Origin of the sequence: Leifsonia sp. NPDC058230, from assembly GCF_042882245.1 — a bacterium.
Classification (GTDB): Bacteria; Actinomycetota; Actinomycetes; order Actinomycetales; family Microbacteriaceae; genus Leifsonia.
In genome coordinates this window covers 506,280-522,722 of sequence record NZ_JBHVWM010000002.1, presented here as the reverse complement: position 1 = coordinate 522,722, position 16,443 = coordinate 506,280, and the positions used below count along the sequence as shown (strand labels likewise).

At 69.4% G+C, this 16,443-nt stretch carries 18 protein-coding genes and 1 pseudogene; 11 read left to right on the top strand and 8 right to left on the bottom strand.

The window, feature by feature from the left end:
• A complete protein-coding gene (locus ACFVV0_RS08120) occupies nt 1-213 on the top strand; it encodes a three-helix bundle dimerization domain-containing protein (RefSeq protein WP_387060834.1) in 213 nt (70 codons plus the stop codon).
• 35 nt (nt 214-248) lie between these two features.
• On the opposite strand, the gene ACFVV0_RS08115 is transcribed toward ACFVV0_RS08120, so the two are convergent.
• On the bottom strand, nt 249-920 hold the full coding sequence (locus ACFVV0_RS08115) for a helix-turn-helix transcriptional regulator (RefSeq protein WP_387060831.1): 672 nt from the start codon (nt 918-920) through the stop codon (nt 249-251).
• An 85-nt stretch (nt 921-1,005) separates the two neighbouring features.
• Here ACFVV0_RS08115 and folE point away from each other — a divergent pair, with 85 nt between their 5' ends.
• Together folE and tal are read left to right on the top strand one after the other, a co-directional pair.
• Nucleotides 1,006-1,623, top strand: coding sequence for a GTP cyclohydrolase I (gene folE, locus ACFVV0_RS08110; RefSeq protein ID WP_387060828.1), 618 nt, complete (start codon nt 1,006-1,008; stop codon nt 1,621-1,623).
• A 72-nt stretch (nt 1,624-1,695) separates the two neighbouring features.
• A complete protein-coding gene (gene tal, locus ACFVV0_RS08105) occupies nt 1,696-2,787 on the top strand; it encodes a transaldolase (protein ID WP_387060825.1) in 1,092 nt (363 codons plus the stop codon).
• Here tal and ACFVV0_RS08100 read toward each other — a convergent pair.
• Nucleotides 2,777-4,843, bottom strand: a complete 2,067-nt coding sequence (locus ACFVV0_RS08100) for a heavy metal translocating P-type ATPase (protein ID WP_387060823.1) — start codon at nt 4,841-4,843, stop codon at nt 2,777-2,779. The genes tal and ACFVV0_RS08100 overlap by 11 nt on opposite strands.
• A 137-nt stretch (nt 4,844-4,980) precedes the next feature.
• Between ACFVV0_RS08100 and ACFVV0_RS08095 the strand changes: the two genes are divergently transcribed.
• The 4 genes from ACFVV0_RS08095 (at nt 4,981) to ACFVV0_RS08080 (ending at nt 9,583) form a co-directional block, all read left to right on the top strand.
• Nucleotides 4,981-5,202, top strand: coding sequence for a heavy-metal-associated domain-containing protein (locus tag ACFVV0_RS08095; protein ID WP_387060820.1), 222 nt, complete (start codon nt 4,981-4,983; stop codon nt 5,200-5,202).
• Nucleotides 5,199-7,445, top strand: coding sequence for a heavy metal translocating P-type ATPase (locus tag ACFVV0_RS08090; RefSeq protein ID WP_387060817.1), 2,247 nt, complete (start codon nt 5,199-5,201; stop codon nt 7,443-7,445). The genes ACFVV0_RS08095 and ACFVV0_RS08090 overlap by 4 nt, the downstream gene beginning before the upstream one ends.
• A 96-nt stretch (nt 7,446-7,541) precedes the next feature.
• Entirely contained in the window at nt 7,542-8,483 is a 942-nt protein-coding gene (locus ACFVV0_RS08085) for a S1C family serine protease (protein ID WP_387060814.1), read from the top strand.
• Between the two features lie 53 nt (nt 8,484-8,536).
• Nucleotides 8,537-9,583: a S66 peptidase family protein gene (locus tag ACFVV0_RS08080; protein ID WP_387060811.1), complete on the top strand. Its 1,047-nt coding sequence runs from the start codon at nt 8,537-8,539 to the stop codon at nt 9,581-9,583.
• A gap of 16 nt (nt 9,584-9,599) precedes the next feature.
• Here the strand turns inward: ACFVV0_RS08080 and ACFVV0_RS08075 are convergent, their stop codons facing one another.
• From ACFVV0_RS08075 to ACFVV0_RS08055, 5 genes are all read right to left on the bottom strand, one after another.
• Nucleotides 9,600-10,787, bottom strand: coding sequence for an OmpA family protein (locus tag ACFVV0_RS08075; RefSeq protein WP_387060810.1), 1,188 nt, complete (start codon nt 10,785-10,787; stop codon nt 9,600-9,602).
• Between the two features lie 64 nt (nt 10,788-10,851).
• On the bottom strand, nt 10,852-11,721 hold the full coding sequence (locus tag ACFVV0_RS08070; protein WP_387060807.1) for a hypothetical protein: 870 nt from the start codon (nt 11,719-11,721) through the stop codon (nt 10,852-10,854).
• A gap of 14 nt (nt 11,722-11,735) precedes the next feature.
• Complete coding sequence (locus ACFVV0_RS08065; RefSeq protein WP_387060805.1) at nt 11,736-12,092, bottom strand: hypothetical protein; 357 nt, start codon at nt 12,090-12,092, stop codon at nt 11,736-11,738.
• Complete coding sequence (locus ACFVV0_RS08060) at nt 12,079-12,729, bottom strand: hypothetical protein (protein WP_387060802.1); 651 nt, start codon at nt 12,727-12,729, stop codon at nt 12,079-12,081. Before ACFVV0_RS08060 ends, ACFVV0_RS08065 begins: the two co-directional genes overlap by 14 nt.
• Nucleotides 12,730-12,842: 113 nt before the next feature.
• On the bottom strand, nt 12,843-13,781 hold the full coding sequence (locus tag ACFVV0_RS08055; protein WP_387060799.1) for a hypothetical protein: 939 nt from the start codon (nt 13,779-13,781) through the stop codon (nt 12,843-12,845).
• Nucleotides 13,782-13,888: 107 nt separating this feature from the next.
• Here ACFVV0_RS08055 and ACFVV0_RS08050 point away from each other — a divergent pair, with 107 nt between their 5' ends.
• The 3 genes from ACFVV0_RS08050 to ACFVV0_RS08040 all read left to right on the top strand — a co-directional run bounded on the left by ACFVV0_RS08050 (nt 13,889) and on the right by ACFVV0_RS08040 (nt 16,014).
• On the top strand, nt 13,889-14,695 hold the full coding sequence (locus ACFVV0_RS08050; protein ID WP_387060797.1) for a DUF2993 domain-containing protein: 807 nt from the start codon (nt 13,889-13,891) through the stop codon (nt 14,693-14,695).
• 112 nt (nt 14,696-14,807) lie between these two features.
• Nucleotides 14,808-15,407, top strand: coding sequence for a ClpP family protease (locus ACFVV0_RS08045; RefSeq protein ID WP_387060794.1), 600 nt, complete (start codon nt 14,808-14,810; stop codon nt 15,405-15,407).
• A 4-nt stretch (nt 15,408-15,411) separates the two neighbouring features.
• Nucleotides 15,412-16,014, top strand: a complete 603-nt coding sequence (locus ACFVV0_RS08040; RefSeq protein ID WP_387060791.1) for a ClpP family protease — start codon at nt 15,412-15,414, stop codon at nt 16,012-16,014.
• A 23-nt stretch (nt 16,015-16,037) separates the two neighbouring features.
• On the opposite strand, the gene ACFVV0_RS08035 is transcribed toward ACFVV0_RS08040, so the two are convergent.
• Nucleotides 16,038-16,247, bottom strand: a complete 210-nt coding sequence (locus tag ACFVV0_RS08035; RefSeq protein ID WP_387061816.1) for a hypothetical protein — start codon at nt 16,245-16,247, stop codon at nt 16,038-16,040.
• Between ACFVV0_RS08035 and ACFVV0_RS08030 the strand changes: the two are divergent.
• Nucleotides 16,246-16,404 (top strand): annotated as a pseudogene (locus ACFVV0_RS08030) (M23 family peptidase); the annotation flags it as partial. The gene ACFVV0_RS08035 and the pseudogene ACFVV0_RS08030 overlap by 2 nt on opposite strands.
• Between the last annotated feature and the right edge of the window lie 39 nt (nt 16,405-16,443).

Sequence of the window (16,443 nt, the reverse complement as noted above, 5' to 3'; positions counted from 1 at the left end):
GTGCCGCAGAAGAAGAGCGAACGCGAAGCGATCGAAGACGTCGTCAAACGACTGAAGAAGAAGTATCCGGATGTGCCGGGCAAGCACATCGAGCAGATCGTGGAGGGCGACTACGAGTCGTTCAAGAACGCGAAGCTCCGCGATTACATCGCCGTGCTCGTCGAACACAGCGCCAAGGCGAAGATCGTCGGCGAGAAGCACAAACACCACTGATTCCGCAGTCTCGGCTCAGCAGCGCGGGTGCGTGGTCACACCGCCTGGTCCCGCGGGCCGATCCGCACGCAGCAGTGGCCGTCGGATGGCTCGAGCCACACCTGCCGCTCCTCGGTCGAGCGGTCGGTGAGACCGCGTACGAACGCCGTGTTCGCTGAGCAGATCAGGTCGGTGTGGCGCGAAGCCAGTCGGTGGAACGGGCAGTTCGTGAGCCGGAAGCCGCCGTCCTGCTCGGCGGTCGGTTCGTAGCCGATGCCGGCGAGCGTGTCCACCAGGGGAGCGTTCGCGTCGCCGATCTCGTGTCCTCGGTTCTGCGCGACGGCGACCAGGCATTCGCGCACGGGTGAGCCGGTGCGATCGGACTCCTCGGCGGCGGTGGCGAGGATGTCTCCCACGAGGTCGTAGCGCCGTGGCGGGATGGAAGCGGTCACCTCGTCGTCGGCCAGCGAGTAGAACTTCGCGGGCCGTCCCGCGCCCGGGCCGCTGCGGCCGGACCGGCGCGCGAACTCGGTGGTGAGGGCCCCGACGGCCTCGAGCCTGTCGAGATGGAAGGCCACGGTGGCTCGGGGGATCCCGGTCCGCTCGGCGAGCTCGTCACGGCCCAGCGGACGGTCGCTGTTGCGCAGCTGTATGTAGAGCGCCCGACGCGACGGGTCGGCGAGAGCTGCGACGACGGTGGCAGGGTCGGCCGGATCTGAATCGCTCATGACCGCATCCTATCTCTAAAAAAGTATTTCTTGACAAAAGAAATGCGACGAACCTACCCTCAAGTCATACCGAGAGGACGAGACGATGTCACTGGTGACGGATGTGGACGGCGAGGAGCTCGGGCGGGATTTCGTTACGAGACGGCGCGGACAGACGTTCGACCGCCTTCGTGCGGAGGATGCCGTGAGCGAACTGCTCGCGGCTCTCGGACGGGACCTGGCCGACCCCGACCTCGTCGACACCCCACGCCGGGTCGCAGCCTCCTACCGCGAGCTCCTCGAACGCGATCCGCTGACGATGACCGCTTTTCCCAACGAGAGCGGCTACGACGACCTCGTCCTCGTGCGCGACATCCCGTTCACTTCGCTCTGCGCCCACCACCTCCTGCCGTTCCGCGGAGTCGCGCACGTCGGATACCTCCCGGCGGCACAGCTCCTCGGGCTCTCGAAACTGGCACGGGTCGTCGAGTACTTCGCCCGCGACCTCCAACTGCAGGAGCGACTCACGGTTCAGATCGCGGACCGCCTCGAGGAGGAACTCGCACCGCGCGGGGTCGGCGTCGTGCTGGAGGCGGAGCATCTGTGCATGTCCATCCGCGGCGTGCAGGCGGCGGGCGCTCGCACGCGCACCTCCCGGTTCACCGGGGCTCTCGCCCCGTCCGGTAACGAACACTTCGCAGCAGCGGCATCGCGCCGAGACTGACTGCGGCAATCGGCGATCGAAGGAGAGCCACATGACCACCACCGCAAGCGACATCGTGGCGAGGATCGCCTCATGACCGCCACCGGTGATCTCCGGGCGGCCGGGGTGAGCATCTGGCTCGACGACCTCTCGCGCGACCGCATCGTCTCGGGTGGGCTCGAGCGTCTCATCGCCGAACGCGATGTCGTCGGCATCACGACCAACCCGACCATCTTCGCGGCGGCGTTCACGCAAGGCGTCGGGTATCGGGACCGGCTCGCCGAGCTGCGCGGGTCCGGTGCGGGCGCCGCGGAGATCGCTGTCGCCCTCATGACGGAGGACGTGCAGTCCGCCTGCGACATCCTGCTCCCGATCCACGAGTCGACGAGCGGACGCGACGGCCGGGTCTCGATCGAGGTCAGCCCCGCGGCCGCTCACGACTCGGCGGCGACTCTGGCGGAGGCCATCCGGCTCCACGAACTGGTGGATCGCCCGAACGTGTTCGTCAAGATTCCGGCGACCCTGGCTGGGGTGGCCGCGATCGAGGACGCCATCGCCGCGGGCATCAGCATCAACGTGACGCTCATCTTCGGGCTGGACCGCTACCGGCAGGTGATCGAGGCGTACGAACGCGGACTCGAACGGGCGCGTGCCGACGGCCGCGATCTCTCGCGCATCCACTCGGTCGCGTCGTTCTTCGTCTCGCGGGTCGATGTCGAAGTCGATCGGCGTCTCGAGGCCGTCGGCGGTCGCGCTGCGGAAGTCCTGAGTGGGAAGGCGGCCGTTGCGAATGCCCGCCTCGCCTACGAGATCTTCGAGCAGTCGCTCCGTGAGCTGCGCTGGCTCGTGCTCGCCGACGCGGGCGCGAATCCCCAGCGGCCCCTGTGGGCGTCTACGGGAGTCAAGGATCCCCGGATGCGCGACACCCGGTACGTCGAAGAGCTCGTCGCCCCGCACACCGTGAACACCATGCCGGAGAAGACTCTCGAGGCTGTGTGGGACCACGGGCGCATCCCCGCCGATGCCATCGCGGGCACCGAGGACGACTCTCGGCAGGTCATCGAGGGTCTGCGTGCGGTCGGCATCTCGATGGCAGAGGTGGCCGGCACGCTGGAGGCCGCCGGCATCGCCACCTTCGCGGATTCGTGGGAGCGGCTGCTGGCAGCTGTCGCGGTCACACCCTGACGGGCTCGCGCGCGTCTGCAGACTCCGAGCGGAGCACGGAGCGGACACTGACCGCCGGGCGCAGATCCAGTCTGCGCAGCAGCTGGGCGTTCAGTGCGACGACCACCGTCGAGGCCGACATCAGCAGTGCTCCCACTTCCATCGGCAGCACGAACCCGATCGGGGCGAGCACGCCGGCGGCGAGCGGCACCGCGATCAGGTTGTACCCGGCGGCCCACCACAGGTTCTGCTGCATCTTGCGATAGCTTCGGCGCGAGAGCTCGATCACCGAGATCACCGAGCGCGGGTCGTCACTGGCGAGGATGACGCCGGCCGAAGCGATCGCCACATCCGTGCCGGCGCCGATCGCGATCCCCACGTCTGCCTGCGCGAGCGCGGGCGCGTCGTTGACGCCGTCGCCGACCATTGCGACGGTCCGGCCCTCGTGCTGCAGTCCGGCGACCTTCTCGGCCTTGTCCTCGGGACGGACGCCTGCGAACACGCGGTCGATCCCGAGCTCAGCGGCGACCGAGTCGGCGACCGCCTGGGCGTCACCGGTGATCATGACGACCTGGATGCCGAGGGCGTGCAGCGCGTCGACCGCCTGCCGGGACTCCTCCCGCACGTCATCGGCCAGGCCGACCGTGCCGACGACCCGCCCATCGACGATCACGTGCAGGATGATCGCGCCCTGATCCGCCCACGCCCCCGTGCCGGGGAGCGGCAGCTCATCGTGTTCCCGCAGCATGGCGGGTCCGCCGACCGCCACCGTGCGGCCGTCCACGGTCGCGGTCACGCCGACCGCTGTGGAAGCCCGGAAGTCGGATGCGCGGGACAGCGCGAGCCCGTGTTCCCGCGCCGCCCGCACGATCGCCTCGGCCAGCGGATGCTCGCTGTCAGCCTCTGCGGCCGCCGCGAGGGCGAGAACATCGTCTTCCGTCAGACGTCCGGATGCGGTGACGTGCGTCACGATCGGCTCACCCTTCGTCAGCGTGCCGGTCTTGTCGAAGAACACCGCGTCGACGTTGCGCATGCTCTCCAATGCGAGGCGGTCTTTGATGAGCACCCCGCCCTTCGCAGCCCTCTCGGTCGAGATCGAGACGACGAGCGGAATCGCGAGACCGAGGGCGTGGGGGCAGGCGATGACCAGCACGGTGATCGTCCGGACGATCGCATCGTCGGGGCTGCCGACGAGCGTCCACACGATGGCCGTGATGACGCCGGCGCCGAGCGCGAACCAGAACAGCCAGCCGGCCGCTTTGTCGGCGAGCCGCTGGGCCGGGGAGCTGGAGTTCTGAGCCTCGGCGACCAGTCGCTGGATGCCCGCCAGCGCGGTGTCGGCGCCGACCGCGGTCACCGTCACTCGGATCGCGCTGTCCGTGGCGACGGTACCCGCCACCACATGGTCGCCGGGTGCCCGGGTGACCGGCAGCGATTCGCCGGTGATCATCGACTCGTCCACGTCGGCCGTGCCCACGGTGACGTCACCGTCGGCGGGCACCCGGCCGCCGGGGCGGACGACGACGACGTCTCCGATCCTGAGATCGCCGGGAGAGACCAGCTCGACCTCGTCGCCAGTGACGCGCTCCGCCTGATCCGGAAGGAGTGCGGCCAGTGATTCGAGCGCCGAGGACGTCTGCGCGAGCGAGCGCATCTCGATCCAGTGACCGAGCAGCATGATCACGATGAGCAGGGCGAGCTCCCACCAGAAGTCGAGCTGTTCGTCGAGGAGGCCGACACTCGCTCCCCACGATGCGATGAATGCGACGGTGATGGCGAGCGCGATGAGGAGCATCATCCCGGGCTTGCGCGCGCGGAGCTCGGAGACGGCCCCGGTCAGGAACGGGCGCCCGCCCCAGAAGAACATCACCGTGCCCAGCACCGGCGAGATCCAGGAGACCCAGGCCGCATCAGGGAGCTGGTAGCCGAGGATCATCGCGAACATCTGGCTGAATCCGACCACCGGAACGGCCACGACCAGCATGATCCAGAAGAGGCGCCGGAACTGGCCGACGTGGTCGGCGTGGCCTTCGTGCCCGGAGTGGCCCTCATGATCGTGCTGCTGGTCCTCGCTCATGCCGGCCAAGGTATACCCCTATGGGGTATCCTGTCAACCTCTCGCCGAATGGTTGACCTGTACCAGGTGGGGGTATAGTTTGATACCGGCCTGGGGTATCTGCCCTCGATGCGCCGATCCACCGAGAGGACCCTCCCATGAGCGTTGCCACCACCTACCTCGTGAGCGGGATGACCTGCTCGCACTGCGTCATGAGTGTCACCGAAGAGCTCACCGCGCTCGGCTCCGTGGAGTCGGTCGCCGTCGACCTCGACGCAGGCGGCACGTCGTCCGTGACCGTCGCATCCGACGGCCCGCTCGACGACGACGTCGTTCGCGCCGCCGTCGAAGAAGCGGGATACGCACTGGTCGACGCGTGAGCCTCGTCGACGTCGAGCTCGACATCGGCGGCATGACCTGCGCATCCTGTGCCACGCGCATCGAACGCAAGCTGAACAAGCTGCCCGGCGTGGAGGCCAGCGTGAACTACGCGACCGAGAAGGCGCGTGTGCAGGCACCTGAGGGAACGGATCCGGCGGAGCTGATCGCAACAGTGGAGGCCGCCGGCTACAAGGCCGAGCTGCCGCCGCCGCGTGACGCCGTCGACGGTTCGGAAGCGCCCGACCACGACGAGAGCCTGCTGCTGCGTCAGCGATTGCTGATCAGCGCAGTCCTGACCGTCCCGGTCGTGCTGATGTCGATGATCCCGGCTCTGCAGTTCACCGACTGGCAATGGCTCTCACTCGCCCTCGCGGCGCCCGTCGCGGTCTGGGGCGCTTGGCCCTTCCACCGCGCGGCAGCGATCAACGCTCGCCACGGTGCGGCCACGATGGACACCCTGATCAGTCTCGGCGTGCTCGCGGCGTTCGGCTGGTCGCTCTACGCCCTCTTCTTCGGCTCGGCCGGCGAACCGGGGATGCACATGACCTTCACGCTCGTCGGCGCACCCGAGCGGGGTGCGAGCGAGCTCTACCTCGAGGTCGCCTCGGCGGTCACCGTCTTCATCCTCGGAGGCCGGTACCTGGAGGCGCGCGCCAAGAAGCAGTCAGGCGCGGCTCTACGTGCTCTGCTGGAGCTGGGGGCGAAGGATGCGTCGGTGCTGCGAGACGGCGTCGAGGTGCGCGTGCCCGTGGTCGCGTTGGCCGTCGGCGACCGGATCGTCGTTCGGCCCGGAGAGAAGATCGCCAGCGACGGACTCGTCGTGGACGGGTCGTCGGCGGTCGACCTCAGCATGCTGACCGGCGAATCCGTGCCGGTCGAGGTCGCCCCCGGTGAGAGGGTCGTCGGCGCCACGGTCAACGTGGGCGGGCGTCTCGTCGTCGAGATCAGCGGCGTCGGCGTCGACACGGAGCTGGCTCGGATGGGCCGTCTCGTCGAAGAGGCGCAGACCGGCAAGGCCGCGGTCCAGCGCCTGGCCGACCGGGTCAGCGCTGTCTTCGTTCCCGTCGTGATCGCTCTGTCCCTCGTGGCGTTCGCCCTCTGGCTGGTCTCAGGCGCTCCCGTCGAGCTGGCGTTCACCGCGGCAGTCACCACTCTGATCATCGCCTGCCCCTGCGCGCTCGGCTTGGCGACGCCGACCGCCCTGCTCGTCGGGACCGGTCGTGGCTCCCAGCTCGGCATCGTGATCCGCGGACCTCAGGTGCTCGAACAGACGCGGACCATCGACACGATCGTGCTCGACAAGACCGGCACCGTGACGACCGGCGCGATGACGGTCACCGGGGTTTCCGCGTTCGCGGCGACCACCGACGCGGAGGTGCTTGCGATCGCGGCCGCCGTCGAGCACGGCTCCGAGCATCCGATCGCCCGGGCCGTCGTCGAGCACGCACGCGCTCACGGCGTCGGCGTCGAGCTCGTGGACGAATTCACGGCGCACGCCGGTCAGGGTGTGCAGGCGCTGGTCGGCGGCCGTCTCGCGGTGGTCGGGCGCGCATCCTGGATCGCGGAATCGTGGTCGATCGCCGTGCCGACCACGGCACGCGACGCGATCGTCGCGGCGGAATCGGCCGGCAGCACCGTGATCGCCGTGGCCTGGGATGGCGAACTCCGCGGTCTGGTGACCATCGGCGACCGTGTGAAGCCGTCGAGCGCGGAGGCGATCCGCCGCTTTCGCGCTCTCGGCCTGCGCCCCGTGCTCCTGACGGGCGACAACGCGGGCGCCGCGCGCGCTGCAGCAGCCGAGGTGGGAATCGACGACGTCCATGCCGGCGTCACGCCTCGGGGCAAGCTCGCTCTCATCCGGTCGTTCCATGAGGAGGGCCGCTTCGTCGCGATGGTGGGCGACGGCGTGAACGACGCAGCGGCCCTCGCCGCCGCGGACCTCGGAATCGCGATGGGCGGGGGAACCGACGCCGCGATCGCGGCGAGCGACATCACTGTCGTGAGCGGCGACCTGCTCGTGGTCGCGGATGCGATCCGCCTCTCCCGCAGAACGCTCGCCGTCATCAAGGGCAACCTGTTCTGGGCGTTCGCATACAACGTCGCCGCGATCCCGCTCGCCATGCTCGGCCTGCTGAACCCGTTGCTCGCGGCCGCGGCGATGGCGTTCTCGTCGGTGTTCGTGGTGACGAACAGTCTGCGGCTGCGCCGCTTCGCGCGAGCCGAGGCACCGTCGGCGACGTGAACGCCGGCGGCGCCCTGAGCGGCGGCGCCCCGGCTCCGGTGTGCTGCCAGCGAACGGCGGCCACGGCGGTCGCAGCCGGACGTACGCTCTGGTGCCATGGACGAACTGCCGGCGATGGATGACGACGGGCTGCTCGACGCGTACTCGCGAACGGTCATGGCCGTCGCAGCCCGCGTGCTGCCGAGCGTTGCGAGCGTCACGGTGCGCAGCATCCGGGGGTCGGGTGCGGGCAGCGCCAGCGTCATCACGCCCGACGGCTTCCTCCTGACCAGTGCGCACGTCGTCGCCGGTGCGAACAGCGCCGAAGCCGCGTTCGCCGACGGCACGACCACCACGGCCGACGTGGTCGGCCGGGACACCCTCTCCGACCTCGCCGTGCTGCACGCGCGCGGCCCGGTACCGCATCCGGTCGAGTTCGGGGATGCGTCGCAATTGCACGTCGGCCAGGTCGTCGTCGCGCTGGGCAATCCGCTCGGGCTCGCCGGGAGCGTCACCGCCGGAATCGTCTCCGCCCTGGGCCGCTCGCTGCCCACCCCGTCCGGCCGTGTGATCGACGAGGTGATCCAGACTGACGCCGCACTCAACCCGGGCAACAGCGGGGGAGTGCTGTCCGACAGCTCCGGCCGGATGATCGGCGTCAACACGGCGGTCGCGGGCATCGGAGTCGGCCTCGCGGTCCCGATCAACGCGACGACCCGGGAGATCATCAGCGCGCTCATGACCACGGGCCGCGTGCGCCGGGCCTGGCTCGGCATCGCCGGCGCTCAGGTGCCGCTCTCGCCGGAACTCGCCGCCCGCATCGGCTCACCGACAGGCCTGCAGGTGGCCGGCGTCTCGGCAGGCAGCCCGGCCGCGGAGGCCGGACTCAGGCGCGGCGACATCGTCGTCGAACTCGCCGGCAAGCAGGTCGTGACGGCCACCGCCGTGCAGCAGCTCATGGTCGAGGATGCGATCGACAAACCCATCGAGATCACCGTCTGGCGCAACGGTGCCCTCGTCGACGCGATCACGGTTCCCCGGGAGCTCGACGAGTCCTGAATCACCGTGCATCGGGCGGCCGTTCCGGGACTCGTGGCTGGTTGAATGGTGCGATGTCTCGTGCTTTGTCGTCTCCGCCCAAACTCGTGCCGGGCGACCGCGTCGCTGTGCTCTCGCCATCGTTCGCGGCCCCCGGATTCGCGCCGGCCGTCCACGAACAAGCGATGCGTCGGCTCATCGCGGCGACCGGACTCGTGCCGGTGGAGTACCCGACGACGCGCAGACTCGACGCGACCGCTGAGGATCGCGCCGCCGACCTCAATGCGGCCTTCGGCGACCGGTCGATCCGGGCGATCCTCGCGACCATCGGCGGGGACGATCAGATCACGGTCATCCCTCACCTGAACGCCGAGCTCGCCACCGCGGACCCCAAGATCTTCCTCGGCTACAGCGACAACACCAACCTTCTCGCCTGGCTCTGGTCGCTCGGGATCGCCGGATACTACGGCGGATCGACTCAGGTGCACCTCGGGCCCGGCCCGCGGATCGACGACGTTCAGCTCGATTCACTTCGGGCCGCCCTGTTCACGGGTGGCGAGCTGCAGCTCACGGATCCGGGAGAGTCGGAGGACTTCGGGCACGACTGGCTGACCCCGCGAGCACTGGTCGAGTTCGGTGAGCGAGAGCCGACGGAGCCGTGGACCTGGGCCGGACCGGAACGCGAGGTCGCCGGTCGCACGTGGGGCGGATGCTTCGAGGTCGTCGACCAGCTGGCCCTTGCGGACCGGCTGCCGTCGCTGGCGGACCTCGAGGGCACGATCCTGATCCTCGAGTCCAGTGAAGAACTGCCGCCCGCCGTGCTGGTGCAGCGGTGGGTCCGGGCCCTCGGCGAGCGCGGGATTCTCGCCGCCGTTCGCGGGGTGCTGGTCGCGCGACCTCCCGTGAGCGGCTTCGAAGAGGTGCCGCCCGCGGACGAGCGCGCACGCCTCCGCGCCGCTCAACGCGATGCGGTCGTCACCGAGGTGGCGCGCTACAACGCCGAGGCAGTCGTCTGCGTCGGCGTCCCCTTCGGCCACACGCGCCCGCAGTGGATCATTCCGTACGGCGGACGCCTCCGGCTCGACGGCCGAGCGCGCACGGTCACGGCGGACTACAGCTGAGGGGACGAACGACGAGTCACCCGCACAGCCCGACTCCGGCCGAAGTCAGGATGACGGACCGGTTCTGCTCGGCGAGTGCGTCCGAGTACGCGCCGCCCGCATCCGTCTCGCTCTTCCAGCCGCACCACTCGTAGCCGACTCCAGCCGTTTGAAGCAGCGAGCCCTGCACTCCGAGCCCGACGAGCGCCTCCTTCACGGCTGCTGCGCGCTTCAGCGAGAGCGCTGTATCGGCCGTGTTGTCCGTCGCCTGATCCTTCGACGCCGTCCCCGTGATCGTCACGGTCTGGCCGTTCTGCTCGATCGAGGGAACCAGTTCCGCCAGCACGGCCGAGGCCTTCGCCGGGTCGGTGAACGTCGCTGTGTCCTTCGTGAACAGCAGGTCGCTGTTGCGGATCACGATCGGATGCGTCCAGTCCGTCTTGGTCTGCACTGCCTCGACCGGCACGACCGAGACCGCGGGCAACCCCGAGGTCGCCGTACCCGACGACGGCTCCGGCAGCAGTGACAGCGTGCCGCCGGCCGCTTTGACGATCGCTGTCCAGATCGCCACGAGGTTGCTCCGAGCGGGGATCGTGAGGGCAGGCTGCGAGCCCGCGACGTCCCCCATCCCTGACCAGTAGACCGTGACGCCCGTGAGGTCGGTCGGCAGCAGGCCGCGTGACCGGAGGTCGCTCACCACCTGGGTGGGATCGGCGTAGAGCACGCCGCTGGTCGCGAAGTCGAGAGGGTCCGTGGTCTGCAGGCCGCTGCCCATGACGAGCACGCCCATGGGGTCGGCGCCCAGGTTGGCGGCCGCCCTGTCGATCGCGCCGAGGAAGTCGACCTGGGGGGACGTCGCCGTGAGGCCGTTGATGTACGAGGTGATCTGTGTGAGCTTGTTGCGCTGGTCGCTCTGGCAGACCACCGCATCCTGAGCCGTCGATCCGAGCACCGTGGTACCCATCACCTGAGGGGTCCCGGAGGGGACGACGACCGTCACGCTGCCGTTGCTCTCGCCGACGGCCTTCAGCTGTGCGATGGCGGAGGCGGCGAGCGCCGTGGCCGGCGCGTTGGCCGTGCTGCCGGCGACGACGCCCATGTTGCGCTTGTTCGACTGGTCGCACGACTGACCGGATGCGGTCGCCGGTGCACACGCGGTGAGGCCGGCGCCCAGGGCGACGACGGCGGCGATGGCGAGGCCGGCACGGGCGAGACGGAACGTCACGGGCGGGTCCTTTCGGGAATGGGATGTGGAGCGTGAGCGCGGTGCGGAAGCGGGGCAGGCCGGCTCAGTCGCTCAACTGCCTCGGCGGGATCGCGGGGGAGATCTCCGTCGGCTCGGCGACATGCCGCGCCCGCAGCTCCCGGATGATCTGGCTCGTGCTCTCGGGGTCGCGTTCCAGCTGTGCGAGCTTCGTGGCGAGCTGCGCGCGCAGCAGGTCGACGCGCGACGCGAAGGTGATCCGCGCGCCGGTGTACCGCACGGCGTCCTCGTGATCGAGCCGAAGCGCCTGCTGCGTCGCCTCGCGCGCGGCGACGGCCTCGCCGAGCAGCCGGTCGCGGTGCACCCGCAGCTTGTCGACGTGCGCGTGCGCCTTCTCGGCAGCACTGACCAGCGGGCGCGTGGTCAGCCAGGCGACGATGAAGCTGATGGCTCCGGAGGTGGCCAGCACACCCAGCATGAGGAACGCCATGATCGTGTCCGGCGCCGACCAGGAGAAGCCTGTCGCCGCGGGTGCGGCCGGGGCGCCCTCGAGCCCGGTCAGTCCGCCCGCGTTCTGGGCGTCGATGCCGGCCTTGATCCGCGCGATCGTGATGGTGGCGAGCAGTGCGCACCAGATGAGTGTCAGTGCGATCGCCGCGATGGACCAACGACGCGACATGACGCCGGCCTGGATGCGCCGCATCAGCACCGCGACCACGTGGGGCAAGGTCACCACAGCGAGCGAGATGCCCAGGGTGATGATGTACATCTGCGTGCCGATCGCCCCGTACTGGCTGTCATTGCGCAGCAGCAGGGTGAGTGCCTGCGAGAGCAGCACGTAGTCGACGGTGATCATGCCGAGCAGCAGCAGGTAGACGAGAACGTGCGCGAACGGTGAGATGTGACCGACCTGCGAACGGATGCGCGGCGGCTTCAGAACGATGTCTCTGGCCATGTCGTTCCCCCTCCTCAGGCGTACTCGTGGAATTGCGGGTCGTGCCCCGCGAGTTTGGCGTCGAGTCTCTCGGCGGCGATCTCCGCGCGGCGGATATCGATCTCGGAGCGGAGGAGGGCGTTGCGGATGAGCTCCTCCCGGGTCTGCGACTTGGCGACCCGCCCGGCGGCGATGGCGACGTTGCGCGTCCGCTGCCGGTCGATGTCGGCGACGCCCGCGCGCTCGTACGCGGCGAGTTCGTGTTCGAAGACCTCGAGGGTCTCCACGTCGACTGCGTCGCGCATCCGTGTCAGCTGCCACAGCATCCGTCGTCTGACGCGGCTCGTCTTGTGCACCTTGTAGTCGGCAAGCGGCTTGTCACGCTTGGGCATCGTTTCTCCCCTGCCAGAGTTCCAGAAGTCGGGTGTTCTCTTGGGTCGTCAGCCATTCTGCCCGGCGCAGCGCGGGGGCATGCTCAGTGGAACGGTCGGCGGTGCCGGAGCGCCGGAAGGCACCCCAGTAGATGGCGATCTTCTCGTCGGAGTGGTCGTAGTAGCGGCTGGCGCGCAGCTTCGCCGAGGTGAACCGCGAGTGGATGAGGGCCGAGAGCTCGTCGGTGCGGCGGCGGCCGCGCGCGATCCTGCGCTCGAGGCGGCGGAGCTCCTCGAAGGCCGGGCCGTGGCCGTCGGCGATCGCCCCCCGGTCTGCGAGGGAGAGGCCGTCGGTCTTGTCCTCGTAGGCGGCGGTGTCGCTGTCGAGCGCTTTCACGAGAACGCGGTACTCGGTGAGCTCGCGGTTGATGTTCGCGAAGAACCGCTGCTCCTCGCGCCTCGCATAGGCGTTGGCGTGCGCCTGGATCGCCTGCACGGTCGGGGTCGACGACTCCCGCGTTTCGTTATCGAATCGCGACCCGGATGCGCCGCTCGCGGCATCGGTCAGGGCCAGCCGCTCGAGGCGCTTGCGGGCGAACATCCCGACGCGCAGTGGCGCCCGCGCAGCGCTGGGCGCGCGGTTCGACCGAGTCGTCATGGATTCCCCTCCCCGCAATTCCGGCACATCGACGGTGTTGGGAGCGTACGCACGCGTCCTGTGAGCGAACTAGGGGAATGTCGGACAAACCCCGATAGCCGCTCGCTCACCACTCACCGCTCCTCCCACCAGCGGAGCACGCGCGTGGCTCGCAGGGTGGCCCACCGGCTCGGCCGGCCTTCGCCGTCGTCGAGCTCGAAATGGGTGGGGCCCTGGTGTGCGTTCTCGAGGGGCCACCAGCCGTCCGAGTGGCGCTTGTCGGCCAGGAGTTCGACGGCCTCCGCGCAGCGCAGATCGGGCGCGTCCCCGCTCGCACGGAAGTGTTCGAGTGCGCGGAGGATGTCGTAGTACCAGCGGGTCGGGTAGGAGAGCAGGGTGAAACGGGGGTCGGCGACGCGCCCGTCCGAGCGGCGGCGGAACAGGCCGCGCTCCAGCAGGTACTCCTCGCCGCGGCGGCGCGCGACCGCGACGGCGTCGGAGGTGCCGCCCGCCTGCTCCCAGGCGAGCAGCCCCTCGACCACGTCGATGGTCGTGTTGAACGAGGAGACCGTCGCGCCGTAGTCAGCCCAGCAGTTCCAGCCGCCGTCGGGCAGTTCATCCGCGACCAGCCGCTCGACGATGCGGTCGACGTTCTCGCCGAAGTAGGCGCCGATCGCGAGTGCCATGCCGTTGATGCACGGTTCGGTCTCGCCCTCGAAGAACAATGTGCCCGTCGCTTCCCAGCGCACGTTGTCACGAACGCGGGCGATCGCGCTCCGCGCTTGCGGGCTCGCCGGATCCAGCCCGAAGTCGCGCAGCTGCTGCAGGGAGAACGTCGTCGCAGTCCAGGCGTCGAAGAACGGCTTGGAGTCGTCCGCCCAGCCCGGGCGGTACGTTCCGCCGTCCCACTGTCCGCGCGCATCCTGCAGCTCGAGCAGCCGCGCGCCCCATCCGTCGGTGGCGACACGGGCGCGTTCCGCCTCGACGTCGGATCCCGGCGCGTCGAGAAGGTCGCGCATCACCTGCCAGCGGATCGCCGGGTCGGAATCGAGCAGCCAGTCGGTCACGTTCATGCACGCAGAGTAGGCCCGGTCAGCCCACCCCGCAACAGGATGCCCGCTAGGCTCATCGAGGGGGACGCGCGCATCCGGTCGCGCGGCCGAGGCAACAGGGGTGTGGAATGAGCGACTCCAACGACGCGTTCGCGTCGCTGTTCGAGACGAACTACGAGCGGGAGAAACCGCGCCGGCGCGGGCGCGGCTGGATCATCGCCGGTTCGGTGATCGCGATCCTGGCGATCCTGGCCTGGGTCGCCTTCTACTTCACCGACAGCGGATTGCGTGGAGCGGCCGAGACGGTCGCGGCTCAGCAGGTCCAGAGTCGCCTGCCTGACGGCGCCACCGGAGAGGTGAAGGTCTCGATCGGGGGCGGATCGGTGATCACGCAGTACCTCAGCGGATCGTTCGACGATGTGACGGTGAGCATCCCGGCCCTGACCGCAGAGGGCGCGACCTCCGCTCTCGAACTGCGGGCGAAGGGAGTGGCGACCGACATCACGAAGCCGGTCGACCAGCTCGACGGAACCGTCGCGTTCGGGCCTGCGGCGCTGACCACCGTGGCGCCGTATCCGGGAACCACGGCGGTCACGCTCGGCGACGGAACCGTCTCGTTCGCCGGCACGCAGGCCGTCGCGGCCGGATCGATCGCGTACGAGGTCACGGCGACGCCCTCGCTCAGCGGTCAGAGCATCGTGATGACGCCGACCGCCGCGACCGTCACGTCTGGCGCGTCGCCCGAGCAGCAGCCTGCGATCGTGGCACAGCTGATGGCGCAGAAACCGGCGGTCTGCCTGGCGAAGTACGTCCCGAAGGGAACGACGCTCACCGGGGTCACCGTGACGCCCCAGGGGCTTTCGCTCGCCTTCAGCGGCAAGAACGTTACGCTCTCGAGTCAGACGTTCCGTTCCACCGCGACCTGCACTCCCTAGGGGTCACGTCAGGCTGCAGATCAGCCAGACCTCGTTCCTCGTCTGCTCTCAGCGAATCTGCCGACAGCAGAGATCGCAGCGCGGCAGGCGGGCCCGGGTGCAGTCTCGTCCCATGACAGACGACGAGAAGAGACCGCAGTTCGACGACCGGATGCGGCAGCAGCTCCTGTTCCACCGCATCCTCGTGCTCGATGGCGCGCTCGACGACGACAACGGCACGATGCTCGCTGCCCAGCTCCTGACCCTGGCGGCCGAGGATGCGCGGGCGGACATCGCGCTCTGGATCCACTCCCCGGGCGGCTCCGTTCCGTCCATGCTCGCCATCCGCGACATCATCCGGCTGGTACCGAACGACGTGAGCACGCTGGCCCTCGGGCTCGCCTGCAGCGCTGGTCAGTTCCTGCTCTCGGCGGGCACGAAGGGCAAGCGGTATGCGTTGCCGCACGCGCGCATCCTGATGCACCAGGGCTCGGCCGGCATCGGCGGTTCCGCGGTGGAGGTCGAGGTGCAGGCGAACGACCTGCGACTGACCCGGGATGTGGTGCTCGGCCTCATCTCGGACGACACCGGTCAGCCGGTCGAGCGGATCTTCGACGACTCCCTCCATGACCGCTGGTACACGGCCGAGCAGGCGCTCGACTACGGCTTCATCGACCACGTGGTCGACTCGTTCGAGCAGGTCATGCCGTCGACCGCGACGAGTGGGAGGTGAGCTCGTGAGCAGCTACACGATCCCCAACGTCATCACCCAGCATCCGCGTGGCGAGCGGATCATGGATGTGTACTCGCACCTGCTCTCCGAGCGGATCATCTACCTCGGCACGGCCATCGACGCCGGCGTCGCGAACGCCCTGATCGCACAGCTCCTGCACCTCGACGCCGACAACTCCGACCTGGCGATCAACCTCTACATCAACTGCGAGGGCGGCGATCTGACCTCCATGCTCGCGGTCTACGACACGATGCAGTACATCCAGTCGCCGGTGGCGACGACCTGCGTCGGGCAGGCGATCGCGGCCGGAGCCGTGCTTCTGGCCGCCGGGGCGCCGGGCAGGCGGGCGGTGCTCCCGCACACGCGCGTCGTGCTGCACCAGCCGGCGGCTCGCGGGCAGGGAACCATCCCCGACCTGATCCTGCAAGCGGACGAGGTGGTGCGCATCCGGGCCGAGCTCGAGTCGATCCTCGCCGAGCACACCGGGCAATCCGTCGAGACGCTGCGGCACGATACAGACCGCGACCGGGTCTTCACGGCGGAGGGCGCGCGCGACTACGGGCTCGTGGACGAAGTGCTCCCGCGGCACGTCCTGGCGCGCACCTGAGGCTCGGCATCCGGCGGCGAACGCTACGCGATCGATTTCGTAGCGATCGACGAGCGCGGCCGCACGGCCGGCGTGCGCGACTGGCGCACGCTCCTCGGGGCCGAGCCGGCCGAGCGGTTCGTCGGCTTCGGTCGCGACATTTTGGCGCCCGCGAGCGGCACGGTCGTCACCATCCATGACGGCGAGTCCGACCACGACGGCAGGCGGTCCCAGCTGGCGCTGGCGAGGTACATGCTGGGTCAGGCGGCGCGGATGCGTCAGGGCATCGAGGCGATCGCGGGCAATCACGTGGTGGTCGAGCTCCCCAGCGGCGTCTTCGTGGCGCTGGTGCACCTTCAGGCGGGGTCGGTCGAGGTCTCCGTCGGCGATCGCGTCGTGGAGGGCGGGCGGCTCGCGCGCTGCGGGAATTCGGGCAACTCGACCCAGCCG

What these genes read in the sequence shown, in the direction of transcription:
- ACFVV0_RS08115 (WP_387060831.1), bottom strand. Translation starts at nt 920, where the DNA reads ATGAGCGATTCAGATCCGGCCGACCCTGCCACCGTCGTCGCAGCTCTC.
- folE (WP_387060828.1), top strand. Translation starts at nt 1,006, where the DNA reads ATGTCACTGGTGACGGATGTGGACGGCGAGGAGCTCGGGCGGGATTTC.
- tal (WP_387060825.1), top strand. Translation starts at nt 1,696, where the DNA reads ATGACCGCCACCGGTGATCTCCGGGCGGCCGGGGTGAGCATCTGGCTC.
- ACFVV0_RS08100 (WP_387060823.1), bottom strand. Translation starts at nt 4,843, where the DNA reads ATGAGCGAGGACCAGCAGCACGATCATGAGGGCCACTCCGGGCACGAA.
- ACFVV0_RS08095 (WP_387060820.1), top strand. Translation starts at nt 4,981, where the DNA reads ATGAGCGTTGCCACCACCTACCTCGTGAGCGGGATGACCTGCTCGCAC.
- ACFVV0_RS08085 (WP_387060814.1), top strand. Translation starts at nt 7,542, where the DNA reads ATGGACGAACTGCCGGCGATGGATGACGACGGGCTGCTCGACGCGTAC.
- ACFVV0_RS08080 (WP_387060811.1), top strand. Translation starts at nt 8,537, where the DNA reads ATGTCTCGTGCTTTGTCGTCTCCGCCCAAACTCGTGCCGGGCGACCGC.
- ACFVV0_RS08070 (WP_387060807.1), bottom strand. Translation starts at nt 11,721, where the DNA reads ATGGCCAGAGACATCGTTCTGAAGCCGCCGCGCATCCGTTCGCAGGTC.
- ACFVV0_RS08065 (WP_387060805.1), bottom strand. Translation starts at nt 12,092, where the DNA reads ATGCCCAAGCGTGACAAGCCGCTTGCCGACTACAAGGTGCACAAGACG.
- ACFVV0_RS08060 (WP_387060802.1), bottom strand. Translation starts at nt 12,729, where the DNA reads ATGACGACTCGGTCGAACCGCGCGCCCAGCGCTGCGCGGGCGCCACTG.
- ACFVV0_RS08055 (WP_387060799.1), bottom strand. Translation starts at nt 13,781, where the DNA reads ATGAACGTGACCGACTGGCTGCTCGATTCCGACCCGGCGATCCGCTGG.
- ACFVV0_RS08050 (WP_387060797.1), top strand. Translation starts at nt 13,889, where the DNA reads ATGAGCGACTCCAACGACGCGTTCGCGTCGCTGTTCGAGACGAACTAC.
- ACFVV0_RS08045 (WP_387060794.1), top strand. Translation starts at nt 14,808, where the DNA reads ATGACAGACGACGAGAAGAGACCGCAGTTCGACGACCGGATGCGGCAG.
- ACFVV0_RS08035 (WP_387061816.1), bottom strand. Translation starts at nt 16,247, where the DNA reads ATGTACCTCGCCAGCGCCAGCTGGGACCGCCTGCCGTCGTGGTCGGAC.